Genomic DNA, 18,349 nt, shown 5'->3' with positions numbered 1-18,349 from the left:
CAGCGACGTTAGTTCACGCACTGCGGGTCGTTGGAACCTGCGGTCAGGATCGGTGATGCAACCGGGATTTGAGGCGCGTCGTCTTCGTCGTAGCTGGAGATGCCGGCCGCCTCGGTGCGATCGCCGGAGCCCAGGCCCGATCCGGGGCCGGTGTAGTCATTGGACAGCACCACGCGCACCGTGCCGCTGGGAACGGACTCGTTGGCCACCACCGGCAGTCCACCCAGGTCCCTGGCCACCGCGCGCGCGCCGGGGTCTTCGGCCGAGGAGGCCTGCACCTGACTGGTGGTCACGTGCTCGGTCTCGTTGTTGCCGACGGCGCCGGTCCCGAAGCCCTTGGCGTTGAGCACGCCGGAGACCGCCGCGGCCAAGCCGTTGATGTCGGTGTCGTTGAGCACGCTGGCGGTGGTGTTCTCCGGGCTGTAAGCCAGCAGCTCGGTCTTGCCCTCGTCCTGATCGTGCAGCAGGCCGGCCACCCAGTCGGCAACCTGGTTGGGGTCGACCCGCACCACGCTCTGCATGCCGTCGTCGCTCCACCCGGCCTCCTCGAGCACCGGGATGGTCGCGAAGGCGACCTTGCCCGCCGCCAGGTCTTGGGCCTTGGTGACGAAGTCGATCACGTCCCACCCGGCGGAGAGCACCACCGAACGCTGCACTGCGGCCTGCAGTCGGGAGAGGGTGCCCGGGCTCGACAGTGTCTTGCCGGAGATGACCTGGTGGGCCAGCGACGCCATCACCGTCTGCTGGCGCCGGACTCGGTCCAAGTCGCCGTGGGGAAGTTCGTGGCGCTGCCGCACGAAGCTGAGCGCTTGGGCGCCGCCCAGCCGTTGCCAGCCGGCCGGGAAGTCCGCGCCGGAGAGCTCCTCAAACACGGGCTCCTTGAGGCATACGTCGACGCCTCCGAGGGCATCGGTGATCAGCGAGAATCCCAGCAGTCCGATCTCGGCGTAGTGGTCGACGGTGACGCCGGTCAGATCGGCCACCGTCTTGATCAGGGCCTCACGTCCCGCCTCGGTGCCGCGCGCCTGCGCCTGGATCGGGTCCATCCCGGATTCGACGAGTGCGTCGGCGGTCTCCAGCCGGGTGGCCCCGTACACACCGTTGATCTTGGTCTTGTCCAGCCCGGGTGCGGCCACGTAGGAGTCGCGGGGGATCGAGATCGCGGTGGCGGACTTCCCGTTGTTGGGGATCCGGACCAAGATGATGGTGTCGGTGTTGGTGGCTTCGTCGTCCCCGACGCGCAGTGCGGCCAGCTCTTCGGGGGTCAGTGGGTTGCCGTGCGCGTCGGTGCGGCTGTCCATCCCGACCAGCAGGATGTCGACCGCTCCGTCGGATCCGCCGTCACCCAGGGCCAGCGATGAGACGTGGAAGATGCCGTCCTCGAAGGACCGGACTTGGCTCCAGGCGACTCCGGTGCCCAGGACGATGGCGACGGCTGCCACCGTGGCGATCACACGAATCACACGTTGCACAGGCATCACTTCAGATTACTTGTGTAACTGCCGTATCGCCGGTAGCCGACTTCGGCGTGCCAGTGCTGGGCCGGTGGCTTAGCGAGCCTCGACGAAGGAGAGGCGAAGCTGGAGCCGCCGTTTGGGGCCGGTGGCTTAGCGAGCCTCGACGAAGGAGAGGCGAAGCTGGAGCCGCCGTTTGGGGCCGGTGGCTTAGCGAGCCTCGACGAAGGAGAGGCGAAGCTGGAGCCGCCGTTTGGGGCCGGTGGCTTAGCGAGCCTCGACGAAGGAGAGGCGAAGCTGGAGCCGCCGTTTGGGTCCGGTGGCTTAGTGAAGCTGGAGCCGCCGCATAAGCTCGTCGCTCATGCGGATCGTGATCACCGGAGCCGGCGGCCAAGTCGGAACTTTCCTGGCCAAACGTGCTGCTGACGCGGGTGCCGACGTGCTGGCGCTGACCTCGGCGCAGTGCGATATCACCGATCCTGACGCGGTGGATCGCATCGACGTGCGCGCCGGTGACGTGCTGATCAATTGCGCGGCCTATACCCAGGTGGACGCCGCGGAGGCCGATGCCGAGCGGGCCCACGCCGTCAACGCGGCCGGACCAGGCCACCTGGCGGCCGCCTGCGGGCGTGCCGGTGCGCGGCTGATCCACATCTCCACCGATTACGTCTTCGATGGCGACTTCGGCGGGGCCGCGCCGCGGCCGTACGAAACCGGTGATGCCACCCGCCCGCTGTCGGTGTACGGCCGCACCAAGCTGGCCGGTGAGAGTGCCGTGCTGGCGGCCTCGCCGGACGCCCTGGTGGTGCGTACCGCGTGGGTATACACCGGCGCCCCCGGTGGCACCGACTTCGTGGCGGCGATGCGCGAGAAGGCCGCTGGTGACGGCGACGTGGAGATGGTCGACGACCAGATCGGGTCCCCGACCTATGTCGGTGACCTCGTCGATGCGCTGCTGGCGCTGGCGGCCGCACCGCCACGCGCCCGGGTGGTGCACGCCGCCAACGCCGGGGCCGCGAGCCGGTACGAACAAGCCCGGGCGGTGTTCGCCGCGGTGGGCGCCGATCCGGACCGGGTTCGCCCGGTCAGCAGTGCCGTGCATCCCCGCCCGGCGGCCCGGCCCGCCTACTCCGCGCTCTCGGGAACTGAATCGGCGCGGGCCGGCCTGCAGCCGCTGCGCCGGTGGAGCGATGCACTGTCTGCGGCATTGGCCAGATAACCTCTACGCCGTGAGTGAGGCGCTACCGGTGGTGACGGTGACCTATTCGCCGGGTTGGCATCTGGATCGCTTCCTGGCGTCGTTGTCGCTGGCAACCGATCGCCCGGTTCGCGTGGTGATGGCCGACAACGGATCGACCGATGGTGCCCCGGAGGAGGCCGTGCAGCGGTATCCCCATGTGCACCTGCTGCGGACCGGGGCCAACCTGGGCTACGGCGGCGCGGTCAACGCCGGGGTGGCGCAGCTGGACACCGAGGATGCCCCCCGTAGCGAATTTCTCATCGTGGCCAATCCCGACGTGCAGTGGGGGCCGGGCAGTATCGATGCCCTGCTGGATGCCGCTGCCCGTTGGCCGAATGCGGCGACGCTGGGCCCGCTGATCCGGGACCCCGACGGCTCGGTGTATCCCTCGGCGCGGCATCTGCCCAGCCTCATCCGCGGGGGAATGCATGCCGTCGTCGGCCCGGTGTGGCCCAACAACCCGTGGAGCCGCGCCTATCGGCAGGAGCACCAGGAACCCAGCGAACGCCCGGTGGGGTGGCTGTCCGGGGCTTGCCTGCTGGTACGCCGGGCTGCGTTCGACGCGATCGGTGGCTTCGACGAGCGCTATTTCCTCTACATGGAGGACGTCGACCTGGGGGACCGGCTGGCCAAGGAAGGCTGGCTCAACGTCTACGTGCCCTCCGCCGAGGTGTTGCATCAGAAGGGTCACGCCACCGGCAAGGACCCGGCGCGCAACCTGGCGGCACACCACCGCAGTACCTACACCTACCTGGCCGACCGGCACACCGGATGGTGGCGGGCCCCGCTGCGCTGGAGCATGCGGGGTGCGCTGGCAGTGCGCTCACATCTGGCGGTGCGCAACGCTCGCCGCAAACTGACGAAGGGGCAACCGTGACACTGAGCGAAGTCGACGCGGTCGTCCTCGTCGGCGGCAAGGGGACTCGGCTGCGGCCGCTGACGCTGTCCGCGCCCAAGCCGATGCTGCCGACCGCGGGTCTGCCGTTCCTGACTCATCTGCTGTCACGGATCGCCGCCGCCGGAGTCCAGCACGTCATTCTCAGCACCTCCTACAAGCCGGAGGTGTTCTCCGAGGAGTTCGGCGACGGGTCGGCGCTGGGCCTGCAGATCGACTACGTGACCGAGGAGGAGCCGCTGGGCACCGGCGGCGGCATCGCCAACGTCGCGGCAAAGCTGCGCCACGACACGGCGATGGTGTTCAACGGCGACGTCTTGTCCGGGGCGGACTTGACCGAGTTATACGACTACCACCGCGAGCACGGCGCTGAGGCCACCCTGCACCTGGTGCGGGTAGGTGACCCGCGGGCCTTCGGGTGCGTCCCCACCCGTGACGGCCGGGTCACCGCATTCCTGGAGAAGACCGAGGACCCACCGACTGACCAGATAAATGCCGGCTGTTATGTGTTGTCCCGCAAAGTGATCGAGGCCATTCCGCGTGGGCGGCCGGTCTCGGTGGAGCGCGAGGTGTTCCCGGCGCTGCTGTCGGACGGGGTGAAGGTCTGCGGCTACGTCGACACCAGCTACTGGCGCGACATGGGCACTCCGGAGGACTTCGTGCGCGGTTCGGCTGACCTGGTGCGCGGCATCGCGCCGTCGCCCGCGCTGACCGGACAACGTGGTGAGTCCCTGGTGCACGATGGGGCCTCGGTGGCGCCGGGTGCGGTGCTGATCGGCGGGACCGTGGTGGGCCGGGGCGCGGAGATCGGTCCGGGGGCTCGGCTCGACGGCGCGGTGATCTTCGACGGGGTGAAGGTCGAGGCCGGTTGCGTCATCGAACGCTCGATCATCGGCTTCGGCGCCCGGATCGGCCCGCGGGCACTGATCCGCGACGGGGTGATCGGCGACGGCGCCGACATCGGGGCGCGCTGTGAGCTGCTGCGGGGGGCCCGCGTCTGGCCCGGGGTGTCGATTCCGGACTGCGGAATCCGCTACTCCAGCGACGTGTGAGCCGCCTCGCGCGTTGACTCTGCGCTCACGCCGCACCCTTCTCGCGTTTTTCCGCCCTAGACGCAGAGTCAACGGTGGATAGTCATAGCCATGATCACCAGGGTCTTGATCACGTGCGCTGTCGCGCTCGCCGTGGCACCGTCGGCGGGGGCGGATCCGCTGGATCCGATACCCGGTGACGGTGTCTTTCGCGTCGACGCCGATATCGCGCCGGGTCTGTACCACACGGGCGGGTCGGGTTCGGCCTTCGGCGTGTGGATCAACGATGTGCCGACCCAGGAATCGATGTGCTCGTGGTTCACCTACAGCACGCCGGATGCGACCAAAGACCATGTGGTGCAGGCGAACACGTCGATCGGCCCGATGTATGCCAGCATTCCGGAGACGGTCAGGGCCTTTGAGTCGCACAACTGCCAACCCTGGACACGAGTGACCGACTCCCCGTAAGGGGTCTACCCGACCGCTCGCGCCACCAGATGCGCCAAGGCGTCGTCGGCATCCGGTGGCAGCGCGTCCACCGGCCACCAGCGCAGGGCCAGCGATTCCTCGCTGATCCCGATCTGCGCGTCGGCCGGGGCACGCGCCACGAACTGCAGGTCGAGGTGGCGGGTCGGCACCCCCAGCGAGCACGTCACCGGGTGCACATGAACGGCCGCCAGCTGCGGCTCCAGTCGCAGACCGACGATCCCGGACTCCTCGGTGGCCTCGCGTAGCGCGGCGGCGGTGATATCGGCGTCGGTGTCCTCGCAGTGCCCGCCGAGCTGCAGCCAGCGCCCGACGCGCGGGTGCAGCGTCAGCAGCGCCTGCCCGCCGCTGTGGTCCAGCACCAGGGTGGATGCGGTGATGTGGCCGGGCACGCATTCGCGCCGGCAGGCGTCACTGCGCGCATCCAAGAATGCCAGGACGGCGTGCCGCAGTGAATCCTGTGCGGAATCCGGTGCGGTCCAGGAGCGTAGCGTCGCGACAGCGGAGTCGTGCAGACTCATCGACGCACCAGCAGCTCGCCGACCTCAGCCGGTGGACGCGGCTCGGGCGGCTCACTGGGATAGCCGATCGCGATGGCGCCCAAAGGTTCCCAATCGGCCGGCAGGTCGAGTTCGGCGCGCACCAGGGCCGGAGTGAAGATGGTCGACCCGATCCAGCAGCTCCCCACACCCCGGACCGCCAGCGCCACCAACAGGCCCTGGACGGCGGCGCCGACAGCAACCGTGAACATGGTGTGCTCGGCCGCGGTACGGACCGCGTCGGGGTAGTGGTGTGCTCCGTCGGGAACCATCATCGGTATGACGACTTCGGGTGCGTCGTAGAGGATCCGGCCGCGTGAAACCCTGGCCTCGATTGCTTCCGGGGACTTGCCGTCGTCGGTCAGGTCGGCCCGCCACTGGGTGGCCATGGCATCGAGCAGTCGCCTGCGCACCTGCGGAGTCTGCAGCCAGACGAACCGCACCGGGCGGGTGTGGTGCGGCGCCGGAGCGGTCAGGGCCTCGGCCATGGCGTCGGTGACCAGTTGTTCGGCAACAGGTTCGCTGGTGAAGCTGCGCACCGAGCGGCGCAACAGCTGAGCCTGGGCTCGTCCGGCCTCGATGGCTTCGGCGGTGCCTAGCCAGAACAAGTCATCGGAGCCCGAGCGCACCAATGCCGCCGCGGTGGAACCGTTGTCGGGGCTGTGGACTCCGCGTACCACGGCCACCGGCACGTCGGTGAGTTTGCCTTTGACCAGGTCGGCGGCAGCGGCCAGTTCGTCAGCGACGGCGACTTCGGTGACCACCAACTCGTTGCCGTGCCGGTCGTGGGCGCCGGCGTAGCCGTTGAGGACCGTCAGCCCAGACGCACCGATCGCGACATCGATCTGGCCGTTGCGCCAGGCTCGGCCCATGGTGTCGGTGATCAGCACGCCCACGTCCACGCCCAGCTGCTCGGCCAGCCCGGCGCGTAACTGCGCCGCGCTGCCGTCTGGATCAACCGGCAGCAGCGCGAGCTCGTCGGATCCGACATTGGAGCCGTCCACACCGGCTGCGGCCTGCACCAGTCCGATGCGGTTCTCGGTGATCCAGGTGCGGCCTTTGCGGGCCAGCACCCGCACCGCCTCCGCCTCGACCAGTTGCCGCCGCAAGGCATCACGCGCCTCGGCGTCGTGCGGCGCCGGCACGATGCGACCCTCGCACTTGGAGACCACCTTGCTGGTCACCACCACGATGTCGCCGTCGGCCAGCCAGGGCGCCGCTTGCGCCAGTGCCGATGCGAGATCGTCGCCCGGCCGGAATTCGCCGAGGCCGCTTACGGGCAGTATCTCGACTTTGGCTGCGCTGCCGTGTTCGCTCATCGCACGCCCGCGAGATCCATTCCGGTGCGCACCATCTCGGCGGTTGCCGCCGGGTCGCTCATCAGCAGCGGGGCGGCATGCACGGTCACGCCGGCGATTTCGTCTCCGATGTCTTCACCCTCGTGTACTAGCCAGTAGTCAAGTATCCCGGTTCCGCTGCGTGCGCCGTAGTGCTCGCCGACGGCCCGCGAGGTGGAATCCAAGCCGATCACGCTCAGGCAGATGTCGGCCATGCCGCGCAATGGCTTTCCAGCGACGATCGGGGAGTACCCGACGACGGGCGCCGCCGTCGAACGCAGCGCTGCGCGCACACCCGGGACGGCCAGGATGGCGCCGATGCTCACCACCGGATTAGAGGGGGCCAGCAGCACGATATCGGCATCGGTGATGGCGTCAACGACTTCTGGTGCGGCCGATGCCTTCTCCGCGCCCACGAAGCCGAATCCGTGGGTGGGCACCTGGGCGCGGTGGCGCACCCACCACTCCTGAAAGTGGATCGCTCGCTGCGTGTCGTCCTCGGGATCGGTGATCACGACGTGGGTTTCGCAGCTGTCATTGGTGACGGGCAGCAGCCGCGCTCCGGGCCGCCAGCGCTCACACAGGGCGGCCGTCACCTCCGACAGCGGATAACCGGCCCGCAGCGCCTGGGTCCGGACCAGGTGGGTGGCCAGGTCACGGTCGCCGAGGCTGAACCAGTCCGGTTGCATGCCGTAGCGGGCCAACTCCTCCATGGCGTGCCAGGATTCGTCCCGGTGGCCCCAGCCGCGCTCGGGATCCACACCCCCGCCCAGGGTGTACATGCAGGTGTCGAGGTCCGGGCAGATGCGCACGCCGTGCATCCAGGCGTCGTCGCCGACGTTGACCACCGCGGTCAGGTCGTGCGCGGGTGCGTCCGCGTCGGCCGAGGACGAGGCGAATTGGCCCAAACCCAGCAGTTTCTGGACGCCGAGCAGGAATCGGGCGCCGCCTACCCCCCCGACGAGAACGGTGACCTTCACAGCGCACGACAGTACCTTTGGCGCCGCTATGGTCGTTGTGGCGGACCGCCGTCAGGGGGCCGCGGCAGTGCGGTAGGACACGCCGACGGTCCTATGTGGGGTAGATGACAGGGACTCGCCGATAACGGACGCGTGGGAAAACGATCACGAGATGGTAAGGAATTTCGCCATTCGGCTTGACCGGGCTGGGGCAACCCGTGTCTAATCACACTAGTGTCATTTCCCGGTTGGCCAGCCGATTTCGGTGTCGCAGACCGAGATTCGATCACATGTTCGAATTGAGACGGTCAGCATCTCGTTTTTCGGCAGACATATCAGTATCGCTCTACAGGTGAGGAGGCGGAGCATGTCCTATGAGCACCTTTGGGGCGTGATGGGGGGCGTGTCGCACGCCGGTGCCGAATTGGCCGCGCCGAGCGGGCTCGAGGTGATGCCTAGTCGGCCGCATCTGAGTCTGGTTCCCGAACCTGAGGACTACGACGAGTTCGACTCGTTCGACCCTGCGACGGCCACCAACGAGCAGTGGCAAGACCGTGCGCTCTGCTCGCAGACGGACCCCGAAGCCTTCTTCCCGGAGAAGGGTGGGTCTACCCGCGAGGCCAAGAAGATCTGCCAGCGCTGCTCGGTGCGTAGCGAGTGCCTGGAGTATGCCCTGGCGCATGACGAGCGCTTCGGCATCTGGGGCGGGCTCTCCGAGCGGGAGCGCCGTCGCCTCAAGCGCGGCATCATCTGAGCTCGCTGCCGACCGCGCCGCTGGCGCGCATGCTCTTGCGCGAACTCAGTCGTCGATCGTCGGGTCGATGACGTTCGGTTCGACGTCCAGGTAGGTGGCCACTTGGGCCACCAAGATCTCGTGTAATAGGTCATCGAGTTCAGTGCTGTCATTTGCGCGCTGCTCAATTGGCTTGCGGAACAGCAGGATCCGGGCGCGCGTGGGGTTGCCGCGAACATCGACCCCGGCAGGTATCAATCGGGCAAGAGGAATCGGTCCGTCGGCGACCACCTCGGGGGGCCACTGCACGCTGTCGGGATCCTTGGCGGCTATCCGCGGGATCTCATCGACGGCCACATCAAGGGCGGCCAGCCGTTGCTTCCACCGCTGTTCGATGGGTTCGTAGGCCTCCAGCACCGCCATGTCGAAGCGTTCCGCGCGACTGCGCCACCCCGGCACGGTCGGCGGCAACAACGGTCCGCGGGCCTCACGGCCGCGCCAATGCCGACGCGTGGCGATCACGCCCACGATGGTAACGGTTGTGCATAGGGTGCCTGTCGCTTGCGCGTGTCCGGCGGCGTCGCGGCGCGCGGCCACGATAGCCTCGACCGCGTGAACGTTCCCCGCCGCTGCTGCAGGCCAGGGTGTCCGCACTATGCGGTGGCGACGCTGACGTTTGTCTACTCGGACTCCACCGCCGTGGTCGGTCCGTTGGCGACGGCCGCCGAGCCGCATTCCTGGGACCTGTGTTTCAGCCATGCCGGCCGGATCACCGCCCCGCGGGGTTGGGAGCTGGTCCGCCACCCCGGCCCCTGGGTGTCGCCCGAAGAGGATGACCTGATCGCGCTGGCTGAGGCTGTCCGCGAAAGTGAATCCGGACGAGCGGCTCCCGCCAACGGGTGGTACCCGCAGACCAATCCGGTCGACTCGTCGAACCGGGGCGCACCGGCCGCTGCGCCTGGTGGCGGCCTGTTGGCACCCGCTGGTCCACCTGGTAAGACCAACGGTCGCCGGCGCGGCCACCTGCGCGTGTTGCCCGACCCGTCGGACTGAGCGCAGGTTCCGGGCTAGGCTTGGGTGTCTCAAGTCCACTTCGTCAGGAGCCCTTCCCATGTCTCGGCCCGCTGCGGCTGTCCACCGTGTGATCAAGGCGTACGACGTACGTGGCCTGGTCGGTTCAGAGATCGATGAATCCCTCGTTGCTGAGGTCGGGTTTTCGTTTGCCCGCCTGATGGCCGAGGAAGGCGCCCGCCAGGTGGTGATCGGCCACGACATGCGGGACAGTTCGCCTCCGCTGTCGGCGGCGTTCGCCGAAGGGGTGCGGGCCCGAGGCCTCGATGTGATCCGGATCGGCCTGGCCTCCACCGATCAGCTCTATTACGCCTCCGGGGCGTTGGACTGCCCGGGCGCCATGTTCACCGCCAGCCACAACCCGGCGGCCTATAACGGCATCAAGCTCTGCCGCGCCGGGGCCAAACCGGTGGGTGCGGACAGCGGTCTGGACCGGATTCGCGATGAGTTGATCGCCGGGGTGGACCCGGCCGGTGACGGCACCTGGCCGCGCGGCGGCATCACCGACCGCGACGTGCTGGCCGACTACGCGGCATTCCTGCATTCCCTGGTCGACATCTCCGGGCTGCGTCCGCTGCGGGTTGCTGTCGACGCCGGCAATGGAATGGCCGGCCACACCGCGCCGGCGGTGTTCGGTTCGGTCGGCGCGATCACGGTGCTGCCGTTGTTCTTCGAGCTCGACGGCAATTTCCCCAACCACGAGGCCAATCCGCTGGATCCGGCTAACCTCGTGGACCTTCAGGCGTTCGTGCGCGAGCAGGGTGCCGATATCGGGCTGGCCTTTGACGGTGATGCCGACCGGTGCTTCGTGGTCGACGAGCGGGGCGAGCCGGTGTCGCCGTCTGCGGTGACCGGTCTGGTGGCTGCTCGCGAGCTGGCCCGCGAACCCGGGGCCACCGTGATCCACAATCTGATCACCTCGCGGGCGGTGCCCGAGTTGGTGGCCGAACGCGGCGGGACCCCGCTGCGGTCGCGGGTGGGGCACTCCTTCATCAAGGCGTTGATGGCGAAGACCGGCGCCATCTTCGGTGGGGAGCACTCGGCGCACTACTACTTCCGGGACTTCTGGGGTGCCGACTCGGGCATGTTGGCAGCCCTGCATGTGCTGGCCGCCCTCGGTGAACAGTCCCGGCCCCTTTCGGAGCTCACTGCCGACTACCAGCGTTACGCGGCGTCGGGAGAGATCAACTTCACCCTGACGGACGGAGTCGATGCGTCCCTCCTTGTGGATGCCGTGGTCTCGGCGTTCGGCGAGAAGGTGACCGTCGACAACCTTGACGGTGTGACCGTGGATCTGGGCGCGGGCAGCTGGTTCAACCTGCGCACGTCCAACACCGAGCCGTTGTTGCGGCTCAATGTGGAGGCACCCGACGCCGCCGCGGTGGACGCGGTGGTGGCCCGGGTTGCCGAAAAGATCGAACAGCATGCCGCGGAGACTCCGCGGCCGTGACCGCTTTCTCGGGCTCCTTCTCCACCGTCGACCTCGATGACGCCGAGGCCTTGCTGGCCGCTGACCACGACGGTGCGCTGTGGGCCGCCTCGATGGCGGGGGCGCAGGTGCGTGCGACTGCAGCGACAGTCGACGAGGGTGCGTTGGACGCGGTGCGCAGTGAGAGCGCGGACTACCCGCCGCGGTCGGTGATCTGGTTGTCCACCCGTGGAACAGCGGCCACGGCCGGGTCTTTGCTGACTGCGGTGCGTGGCGATGCCGCTCGGGCACCCCTGGTGCTGGCCGCGGAGGCGCCGGCCTGGATCGGGTCGCTGGACGTTCTGATCGTGGCCGGCGATGACCCGGGGGATCCGGCGCTGGTCGCCGCCGCCGCAGCCGGGGTGCGTCGGGGGGCGCGCGTGGTGGTGGTCGCCCCCTATGAAGGTCCGCTGCGCGACGCCACGGCCGGCCGGGCCGTCGTGCTGGAACCGCGGATCGCGATCCGCCCCGAGTTTGGCCTGCTGCGTCACTTTGCCGCCGGACTGGCGGTGCTGGACGCGCTGGGGGCGGCCGGGGAGTCACCCGTGGATCTGGGTGCGCTCGCCGATGAGCTCGACGCCGAGGCGCTGCGCAACAGCGCCGCACGTGAGCTGTTCACCAACCCGGCGAAGCTGCTCGCGGACCGTATCGTGGGCCGTGAGGTGGCGCTGGCCGGTGACTGTGCGGCCACGTTGGCGCTGGCCCGACATGGGTCGGCGACGATGCTGCGGGTGGGCCGCAGCGCAGTGGCGGCGGTCGGACTGTCCGATGCCGTGAGCGCGCTGCGCGCGCGGTCCGCGGTGGGTCGCGACGTCGCCGACATCTTTCATGACGACCAGATCGACGGTCCGGCCGGCGACCGGTTGCGCGTGCTGGCGCTGACGCTGGCTGAGGAACGGACGGTGGTCGCGGCCCGGATCAACGGCTTGGGCGACGTCGACCTCATCGCAGCCGGGGATGTTCCGGTGGTACCGGGCGCTGCGGAGGAGTTTGCGGTGCCGACGGAGAGTCCTGCTCCGGCCGGCTCGGTCAGGGCCGAACAACAACTTGCGGTGTTGGCCGTGCGGTTGGAGATGGCCGCTGCCTACGTGCGACTTCTGCGGGGTTGACGGACAGTGGAACAACTACACGGTGCGATCCGGACCTACGCCTGGGGCTCGAGGACAGCTATCGCCGAGTTCACCGGGCGGCCGGTTCCGGCGGCGCATCCGGAGGCCGAGCTGTGGTTGGGCGCGCACCCGGGGGACCCGGCCTGTCTGGACACCGACACCGGTGAGGTGTCGCTGCTCAACGTGCTGACCCAGGACCCGGAGGGCCAGCTGGGCTCGGTGGCACAGGCCCGATTCGGTGACCGGCTGCCGTTTCTGGTCAAGGTCCTGGCCGCCGACGAACCCCTGTCGCTGCAGGCGCATCCCAGCGCTATGCAGGCGATCGAGGGTTACGAACGCGAGGAGCGGCTCGGGGTCGCGGTGTCCTCGCCCATTCGCAATTACCGCGACACCAGTCACAAGCCTGAACTGCTGGTGGCATTGCAGCCATTCGAGGCGCTCGCCGGGTTCCGTCCGGTGGCCCGCACCATCGAGCTGTTGCGGGCACTGGCGGTATCGGATCTGGATCCATTCATCGCCCTGCTCGGTGGCCAGTCCGGCAGTGATTCGGCGCCTGCCCAATCCGATGCCGACGGTCTGCGGGCACTGTTCACCACCTGGATCACCGCGCCCCAGCCCGATCTGGATGTGCTGGTGCCGGCGGTGCTCGAAGGCGCCATCCAGTACCTCAGTTCCGACGCCGGCGAGTTCTCCGCCGAGGCCAAGACGGTGCTCGAACTCGGTGAGCGCTATCCGGGCGACGCCGGCGTGCTGGCCTCGCTGCTGCTGAACCGGGTCACGCTGGCGCCGGGCGAGGCGATTTTCGTCTCGGCCGGCAACCTGCACACTTACCTGCACGGCGTCGGACTGGAGGTGATGGCCAACTCCGACAACGTGTTGCGCGGTGGGCTGACGCCCAAGCACGTCGACGTCCCGGAGTTGCTGCGGGTGCTGGACTTCACCCCAACCACGGAGGAGGCGTTGCGCCCGGCCACCTACACCGACGGGCTCGAGCTGGTCTACCAGACACCGGCCGAGGAGTTTGCGCTGTCGCGACTGACGGTGGACGGTGACCATCTCGGTCACGAGGTCGACGCGCCCGCGCGCCACGAGGGTCCCCAGATCCTGCTGTGCACCGAGGGCTCGATCACGGTGCACGCCAAGTCCAAGACGTTGACGCTGCACCGGGGCGAATCGGCCTGGGTGCCCTGCGACGACGGGCCGATCCGGCTGCTCGCACAGAGACCAGCGGTCCTGTTTCGGGCGACGATAGGGCTCTAGGAGTGTCGTCGTCGGGTAGTACCAGGGCCATCATCGCGGCCCTGACGGCCAACGCGGGCATCGCGGTGGCGAAGTTCACCGGCTATGTGATCACCGGCAGTGCGGCAATGCTCGCCGAGGCGGTGCACTCGGTGGTCGATACGTCCAACCAGGCGCTGCTGTTGTTCGGGCAGCGCGCCGCCGCCAAGGCGCCCGACGCCCTGCATCCGTTCGGGCACGGCCGCAGCCGGTACTTCTGGTCGTTTGTCGTGGCCCTGGTGTTGTTCAGCCTGGGCTCGATGTTCGCGCTGTATGAGGGCTACGAGAAGGTGCGGCATCCGGTGGAGTTGAGCTCCCCGGTGGTCGCCGTCGCGATCCTGGTGGTGGCGATCGGGCTGGAGACCTACAGTTTTCGGACCGCGGTGAAGGAGTCACGGCCGCTGAAGGGACCGGGAAGCTGGTGGCGGTTTCTGCGCACGTCCCGCAATCCCGAGCTTCCGGTGGTGTTGTTGGAGGACACCGCGGCATTGATCGGCCTGGTGCTGGCATTGGCAGGCGTGGGGCTGAGCATGCTCACCGGAAATCCGGTGTGGGACGGCGTGAGCACCCTGGGCATCAGCGCCCTGCTGGGTGCTGTCGCGGTCTTCCTCATGGTCGAGATGCACAGCCTCCTGATCGGTGAGGGGGCTACGGCCGCCGAGGACCACGCCATTCGCGCGGCGTTGGAGGGGACCGAGAACGTCACCCGCCTGATCCACATCCGCACCCAGTACCTGGGCCCGGATGAGATGTTGGTGGGAGCCAAGATCGCGCTGGTTCCGAGGCTGGACTTGGCCGGCGTCGCGGCCACCATCGATGCGGCCGAAGCCAACATCCGCGCGGCCGTCCCCGCAGCGCTGGTCATCTATCTCGAGCCGGATCTGGATCGCACGCCTGTGCCACACTCGGTGGAACAGAAAGGTTGACCGATTTGTCCACACTCTCCTTTGACCAGCTCGCCGCGGCGTGTCAGGCCGGCGGTGGTAGCACGCTGAGCGTCTCCACCGAGCTGGCGCCGGCCGGTGGGCCGCACGCCGCGATCAGCCCCGTGCATCGCGCAGGGCGCGGCGGCGCGGGCGCGGAGACGCGGCTGATCGACGGGGAGCCGACGGCGACGGCGCTCATCGATGACAACCACAGCCAGGTCCAGCGCGTCGAAGCGGCGATTCTACGGAGCGTCCGTGATCAGCACCCGCTGCTGAGCAGGGTGCCCCGCATCGAGGTCTCCTATGAGGGCGGCCGGCTGGTCTACACCGATCTTGAACTGCCGCAGCGTATTTTCGACGGACATTTCCTGACCGGATCCATCGACGGCAAGCCTGCCATCGCACACCCCGCGTACCGTTCGGCGCGCGAGAGCACCCCCGACAATGCCCGTGCACTGTTGGAGTTGAGCCCCGGCAGCCTGATCTTCGGTGCGATCGACGCGGCCTTGGGCACGGGTCAGAGTCGATTCCGGGGTGTGCTGTCTGGCGAGATCATCGGCGTTGTGGTCGATGGCGCACCCGCCGATTCCCGCACGGCATCTGATGTCGGGGTCTGTTGCAGCCGGATCATCCGCACCCAGGTGCTCAGCTTCGCCGCACTGCGGCAACTGCGGTTCGACTGCGGGCCGGACGGGGATGAGGCGGGTCGTGTTCTCTTGGCCGCCTATGCGTTGGCCGGACTGGCACGCGCCAATGCCGAACTGAGTATCCGGGCCAACTGCGACTTGGTGGAGACCGGTCCCACCACGCTGCGCCTCGATGCGCGTGACGGGGAATTCGTCGCTTTGGCGGCGCTGTCGATCGCCGAAGCCGACGCGCTGCTGGAGCGCGCCCTGATCGACGCCTACCGAGAAGCCGACATCACGTGGCGGGGTCAGATATTGCACGTCACCGGCAATTCCGCGGCATACACCGCCGCTCAGAACGGTGGGGCTGCACAGAACGCGACGGTGGTCCATGGTCCGCGCCGGTTCCGGTTGCCGCACTTCATCGAGAGCCGGTTGAGCACGACCAACTGAGTCACGACGCCGCGGCGACGGCCTTCCAGAAGGACGTCAGCGCGGCGGCCCCGCGCACCGGGTCCTGGGTCATCCACCAGTGGCCGAGCCCTTCGAGCTCCGCGGTACGGGCACCGGCCTGCTGGGCGCAGCGGCGCCGGATGCTCTCAGAGCCCACGTAGGGGTCGGCGGTCGCCAGCAGCGAAAGGCCTGGACGGGCGCGCGCGCGTTCCAGTCCGCCGCCGGTCTCCGCCATTGCGCCGGGGCCCTCCACCGAGCGGTACAGCAACAGGGTGGCACGCCCCATCTCCGGGCCCTGCGCCTCGGCGAGGGACCTGGCGATGTCCGGCGGCAGCGTGGCCGACCACAGAGCCGTCCGCTCGGCGACGGTCCCGCCGAGCATGTTCTCGACCAGCCGCTCACCCGCTCCCGGTGTCCGCCAGATCTGGGCAGTCTCGGGCCAGACGTAGTCCGGATCGAATACTCCGATGATGTCGCTGGCCCAACTACGCACCAGTTCGGGTCGATGCATCATCGCGTTGACTACGTGTACGCCGCCCCAGTCGTGCCCCACGAGGTCGATCGGTTCACCCGAGGCGCTCAGGGCTTCCAGCTCCGATTCGAGCCAGTCGCGGTAGGCCAGGTAGGTCGCGGAAAAGCCTTGCGGCAGTGGGGCACCGAAACCCGGCGGCGAGAGCCGCACGATATCGTCACGATTCAGGGCCTGCACCAAGGGATTCCAGATCGCTTCAGATTCCGGGTTCCCATGCACCAGCACTACCGACATGTGCCGATCATGGCACGCAGTGAGGCGCTCGACTGGGCGACCCCAATCGAGCGCCTCACCTGATCACTGTTGCCCGATCACTCGGGCGCTAGTGGTCGTGGTCGTGGTCGTGGTCGTGGTCGTGGTCGTGGTCGTGGTCGTCACCGTCACCGTCGTGGTCATGGTCGTGGTCGTGCGGATGACCGATTCCGCCGGTGCCTCCCGTGCCGCCGGTCGCGCCGACGGCCGCACCGCCGACGGCACCGGCGTCACCGGTCAGATTCCCGGAAGCGCCGCCGTTGCCGCCGGCGCCACCGTCACCCCCGGGAGCCAGCAGTGCGTCGTACTCGTCGCGGGCGCCGCTGCCTCCGCTGCCGCCGGCTCCGCCGTCGCCCCCGGCCCCATGGCCGTTGGTGTTGTCGCCGCCGTTTCCGCCGATCCCACCCTGGCCGCCGGCGCCGTAGACCACGCTGCTGTCCGGCAAGGTGATGCTCTCGCCGGCTGAGCCGCCGCCGTTTCCGCCGCCGCCGCCTTGGCCGCCATTGCCGGTGGTGCTGGCTCCGCCCGCCCCGCCTGCGCCGCCTACGCCGCCCAGGACGTAGCCGCCGCCACCGTTGCCGCCTGCACCGCCGGTACCGCCCGCGGCGACGGTGCTGTTGCCGCCGTCGGCGCCCGCGCCGCCTGCGCCGCCGTTGAGGCCGGCGCCGCCGTTGCCGCCCGCGCCGCCTGCCCCGCCGATGCTTCCGTTGCCGCCCGCGCCACCTGCGCCGCCGGCCGCGCCAGAGGAGACGAACCTGTCATCGTTGATCGCGCCGCTGCCGCCGTTGCCGCCTGCGCCACCGTCACCGGCGGCTCCTGCGGTGCCTGCGTTGCCCTGCGTACCGAACAGGGCGCGAACCAGTCCTGCGCTGCCCGCCGCGCCGCCGTTGCCGCCGATGCCCCCGATTCCGCCTTCGGTGGCCTCGTGAACGTAGTGCTCATGGTCGTGCGCGTGCGCGATGCTGTCGGCGCCAAGGCCGCCCGCGCCACCAGCGCCCCCGACGCCGCCGTTGCCCGCGTCCCCGCCGTCGCCGAAGAACTTGCCGCCGTGCCCCCCGGCTCCACCGGCGCCACCTGCTCCGCCGTTGCCACCGTTGCCGCCGATCTGCTCCAGCAGGGCGGCGGTGCCTGCGCTGCCGGCTCCGCCTGCCCCGCCGTTGCCTCCGGCTCCGCCGTTGCCGATGAAGATCGCGTTACCCCCGGCGCCGCCCGTGGCGCCGAAACTGCCGTCAAAACCATCGGTCAAGATGCCGCTCCAGCCCGCGCCGCCGACACCGCCGTTGCCGCCGTCGCCGAGCAGCCAGCCGCCGGAGCCGCCGACGCCACCGGCGGTGGCGTCGATCAGGGTGTCCCCGCCGTAATAGCCGGCGTCCAGCCCGGCACCGCCGATGCCACCGTTGCCGATCATTCCGGCATTGCCGCCGGCGCCCGCGGCGATGAGCACGTTGTCGATGTAGGTCGCGTCGCTGCCGGCACCTCCGTCACCGAAGAGGAATCCGCCGTCGCCGAGGTCCCCGATGCCGGGCAGCCAGCCGAACAACGATGTGTTGGTGCCGGTGAAGTCATCGAGACCGTTGCCCACCAAGAGCCGGCCGAAAAGGGCTTCGTAGAGTCCAAAGCCGTTGATGAAGTTCAGGAGATCGGCGCTGGCGGAGTCGGTGATGAAGTCCTGGACACCGGCATAGAAGTCGCCCGCGGCAGCAGGGCCCGCCATGTCGGCTGATGCAGCGCTGACGTCGAAGAGATCCACCAGCCAGTCGACGTCGGCGTTCGCCTGGGGTGCGGCTGCTATAGGCGCCAGGGTGAAGGTCATCAACGCTCCGACCGCGCTGCCGGTGCCGACTGCTGCGCGGCGTGCGCGGGCTCGCCGCCGCGAATTGTGCTGAGTATTCATGGGTGTTCCTCCAGTTGAGTGTGGTTGTTCCGCCGGTTGAGCCCATGCGCAAACAACGCCGGCCGA

18 protein-coding genes are annotated in these 18,349 nt (G+C 68.9%); 11 read left to right on the top strand and 7 right to left on the bottom strand.

Annotated elements, in window-relative coordinates; translation table 11 throughout:
• Positions 1 to 8: 8 nt before the first annotated feature.
• Positions 9 to 1,478, bottom strand: a complete 1,470-nt coding sequence (locus BST15_RS00930; protein ID WP_046188746.1) for an LCP family protein — start codon at positions 1,476 to 1,478, stop codon at positions 9 to 11.
• A gap of 337 nt (positions 1,479 to 1,815) precedes the next feature.
• Between BST15_RS00930 and rfbD the strand changes: the two genes are divergently transcribed.
• The 4 genes from rfbD (at position 1,816) to BST15_RS00910 (ending at position 5,088) form a co-directional block, all read left to right on the top strand.
• Positions 1,816 to 2,673, top strand: coding sequence for a dTDP-4-dehydrorhamnose reductase (gene rfbD, locus BST15_RS00925; RefSeq protein WP_046190921.1), 858 nt, complete (start codon positions 1,816 to 1,818; stop codon positions 2,671 to 2,673).
• 10 nt (positions 2,674 to 2,683) lie between these two features.
• Entirely contained in the window at positions 2,684 to 3,571 is an 888-nt protein-coding gene (locus BST15_RS00920; RefSeq protein ID WP_046190922.1) for a glycosyltransferase family 2 protein, read from the top strand.
• Complete coding sequence (gene manB, locus BST15_RS00915) at positions 3,568 to 4,641, top strand: mannose-1-phosphate guanylyltransferase (RefSeq protein WP_046190923.1); 1,074 nt, start codon at positions 3,568 to 3,570, stop codon at positions 4,639 to 4,641. Before BST15_RS00920 ends, manB begins: the two co-directional genes overlap by 4 nt.
• Before the next feature lie 90 nt (positions 4,642 to 4,731).
• Positions 4,732 to 5,088, top strand: coding sequence for a hypothetical protein (locus BST15_RS00910; RefSeq protein ID WP_046190924.1), 357 nt, complete (start codon positions 4,732 to 4,734; stop codon positions 5,086 to 5,088).
• A gap of 5 nt (positions 5,089 to 5,093) precedes the next feature.
• Here BST15_RS00910 and BST15_RS00905 read toward each other — a convergent pair whose 3' ends face one another.
• Genes BST15_RS00905 through cofD form a run of 3 tightly spaced genes read right to left on the bottom strand, consistent with a single transcriptional unit; the run spans position 5,094 to position 7,962 of the window.
• A complete protein-coding gene (locus tag BST15_RS00905) occupies positions 5,094 to 5,627 on the bottom strand; it encodes an NUDIX hydrolase (RefSeq protein WP_046190925.1) in 534 nt (177 codons plus the stop codon).
• Complete coding sequence (locus BST15_RS00900) at positions 5,624 to 6,964, bottom strand: coenzyme F420-0:L-glutamate ligase (RefSeq protein ID WP_046190926.1); 1,341 nt, start codon at positions 6,962 to 6,964, stop codon at positions 5,624 to 5,626. The genes BST15_RS00905 and BST15_RS00900 overlap by 4 nt, the downstream gene beginning before the upstream one ends.
• Positions 6,961 to 7,962: a 2-phospho-L-lactate transferase gene (gene cofD, locus BST15_RS00895; protein WP_046190927.1), complete on the bottom strand. Its 1,002-nt coding sequence runs from the start codon at positions 7,960 to 7,962 to the stop codon at positions 6,961 to 6,963. The genes BST15_RS00900 and cofD overlap by 4 nt, the downstream gene beginning before the upstream one ends.
• Before the next feature lie 373 nt (positions 7,963 to 8,335).
• Here cofD and BST15_RS00890 point away from each other — a divergent pair, with 373 nt between their 5' ends.
• The gene (locus BST15_RS00890; RefSeq protein WP_234708225.1) at positions 8,336 to 8,695 is read left to right on the top strand and encodes a WhiB family transcriptional regulator; all 360 of its coding nucleotides are present in this window, start codon (positions 8,336 to 8,338) and stop codon (positions 8,693 to 8,695) included.
• 45 nt (positions 8,696 to 8,740) lie between these two features.
• On the opposite strand, the gene BST15_RS00885 is transcribed toward BST15_RS00890, so the two are convergent.
• On the bottom strand, positions 8,741 to 9,193 hold the full coding sequence (locus tag BST15_RS00885) for a metallopeptidase family protein (RefSeq protein ID WP_046190934.1): 453 nt from the start codon (positions 9,191 to 9,193) through the stop codon (positions 8,741 to 8,743).
• A 93-nt stretch (positions 9,194 to 9,286) separates the two neighbouring features.
• Between BST15_RS00885 and BST15_RS00880 the strand changes: the two genes are divergently transcribed.
• The 6 genes from BST15_RS00880 to BST15_RS00855 are packed head-to-tail and all read left to right on the top strand — an operon-like array spanning position 9,287 to position 15,605.
• Positions 9,287 to 9,727: a DUF3499 domain-containing protein gene (locus BST15_RS00880; RefSeq protein WP_109370724.1), complete on the top strand. Its 441-nt coding sequence runs from the start codon at positions 9,287 to 9,289 to the stop codon at positions 9,725 to 9,727.
• Between the two features lie 58 nt (positions 9,728 to 9,785).
• Positions 9,786 to 11,195 carry a phosphomannomutase/phosphoglucomutase gene (locus tag BST15_RS00875; RefSeq protein ID WP_046190930.1) on the top strand — a complete coding sequence of 470 codons (1,410 nt, stop codon included), beginning with the start codon at positions 9,786 to 9,788 and terminating at the stop codon, positions 11,193 to 11,195.
• Complete coding sequence (locus tag BST15_RS00870; protein ID WP_046190931.1) at positions 11,192 to 12,322, top strand: hypothetical protein; 1,131 nt, start codon at positions 11,192 to 11,194, stop codon at positions 12,320 to 12,322. Before BST15_RS00875 ends, BST15_RS00870 begins: the two co-directional genes overlap by 4 nt.
• A gap of 6 nt (positions 12,323 to 12,328) precedes the next feature.
• A complete protein-coding gene (gene manA, locus BST15_RS00865; RefSeq protein WP_046190932.1) occupies positions 12,329 to 13,582 on the top strand; it encodes a mannose-6-phosphate isomerase, class I in 1,254 nt (417 codons plus the stop codon).
• 2 nt (positions 13,583 to 13,584) lie between these two features.
• Entirely contained in the window at positions 13,585 to 14,526 is a 942-nt protein-coding gene (locus BST15_RS00860) for a cation diffusion facilitator family transporter (RefSeq protein ID WP_046190933.1), read from the top strand.
• Positions 14,527 to 14,531: 5 nt separating this feature from the next.
• Positions 14,532 to 15,605, top strand: a complete 1,074-nt coding sequence (locus BST15_RS00855) for a type I-U CRISPR-associated protein Cas7 (protein WP_046686368.1) — start codon at positions 14,532 to 14,534, stop codon at positions 15,603 to 15,605.
• Between the two features lies 1 nt (position 15,606).
• Here BST15_RS00855 and BST15_RS00850 read toward each other — a convergent pair whose 3' ends face one another.
• Positions 15,607 to 16,371 (bottom strand): alpha/beta fold hydrolase, encoded by a 765-nt coding sequence (locus tag BST15_RS00850; protein WP_046191516.1) that lies wholly within the window; start codon positions 16,369 to 16,371, stop codon positions 15,607 to 15,609.
• An 88-nt stretch (positions 16,372 to 16,459) separates the two neighbouring features.
• The gene (locus tag BST15_RS21975) at positions 16,460 to 18,283 is read right to left on the bottom strand and encodes a PE family protein (RefSeq protein WP_165757087.1); all 1,824 of its coding nucleotides are present in this window, start codon (positions 18,281 to 18,283) and stop codon (positions 16,460 to 16,462) included.
• Positions 18,284 to 18,349 lie beyond the last annotated feature (66 nt).

Source organism: Mycolicibacter arupensis, from assembly GCF_002086515.1.
In the GTDB taxonomy this organism is placed as follows: domain Bacteria; phylum Actinomycetota; class Actinomycetes; order Mycobacteriales; family Mycobacteriaceae; genus Mycobacterium; species Mycobacterium arupense.
This window is presented reverse-complemented; position numbering and strand designations above follow the sequence as displayed.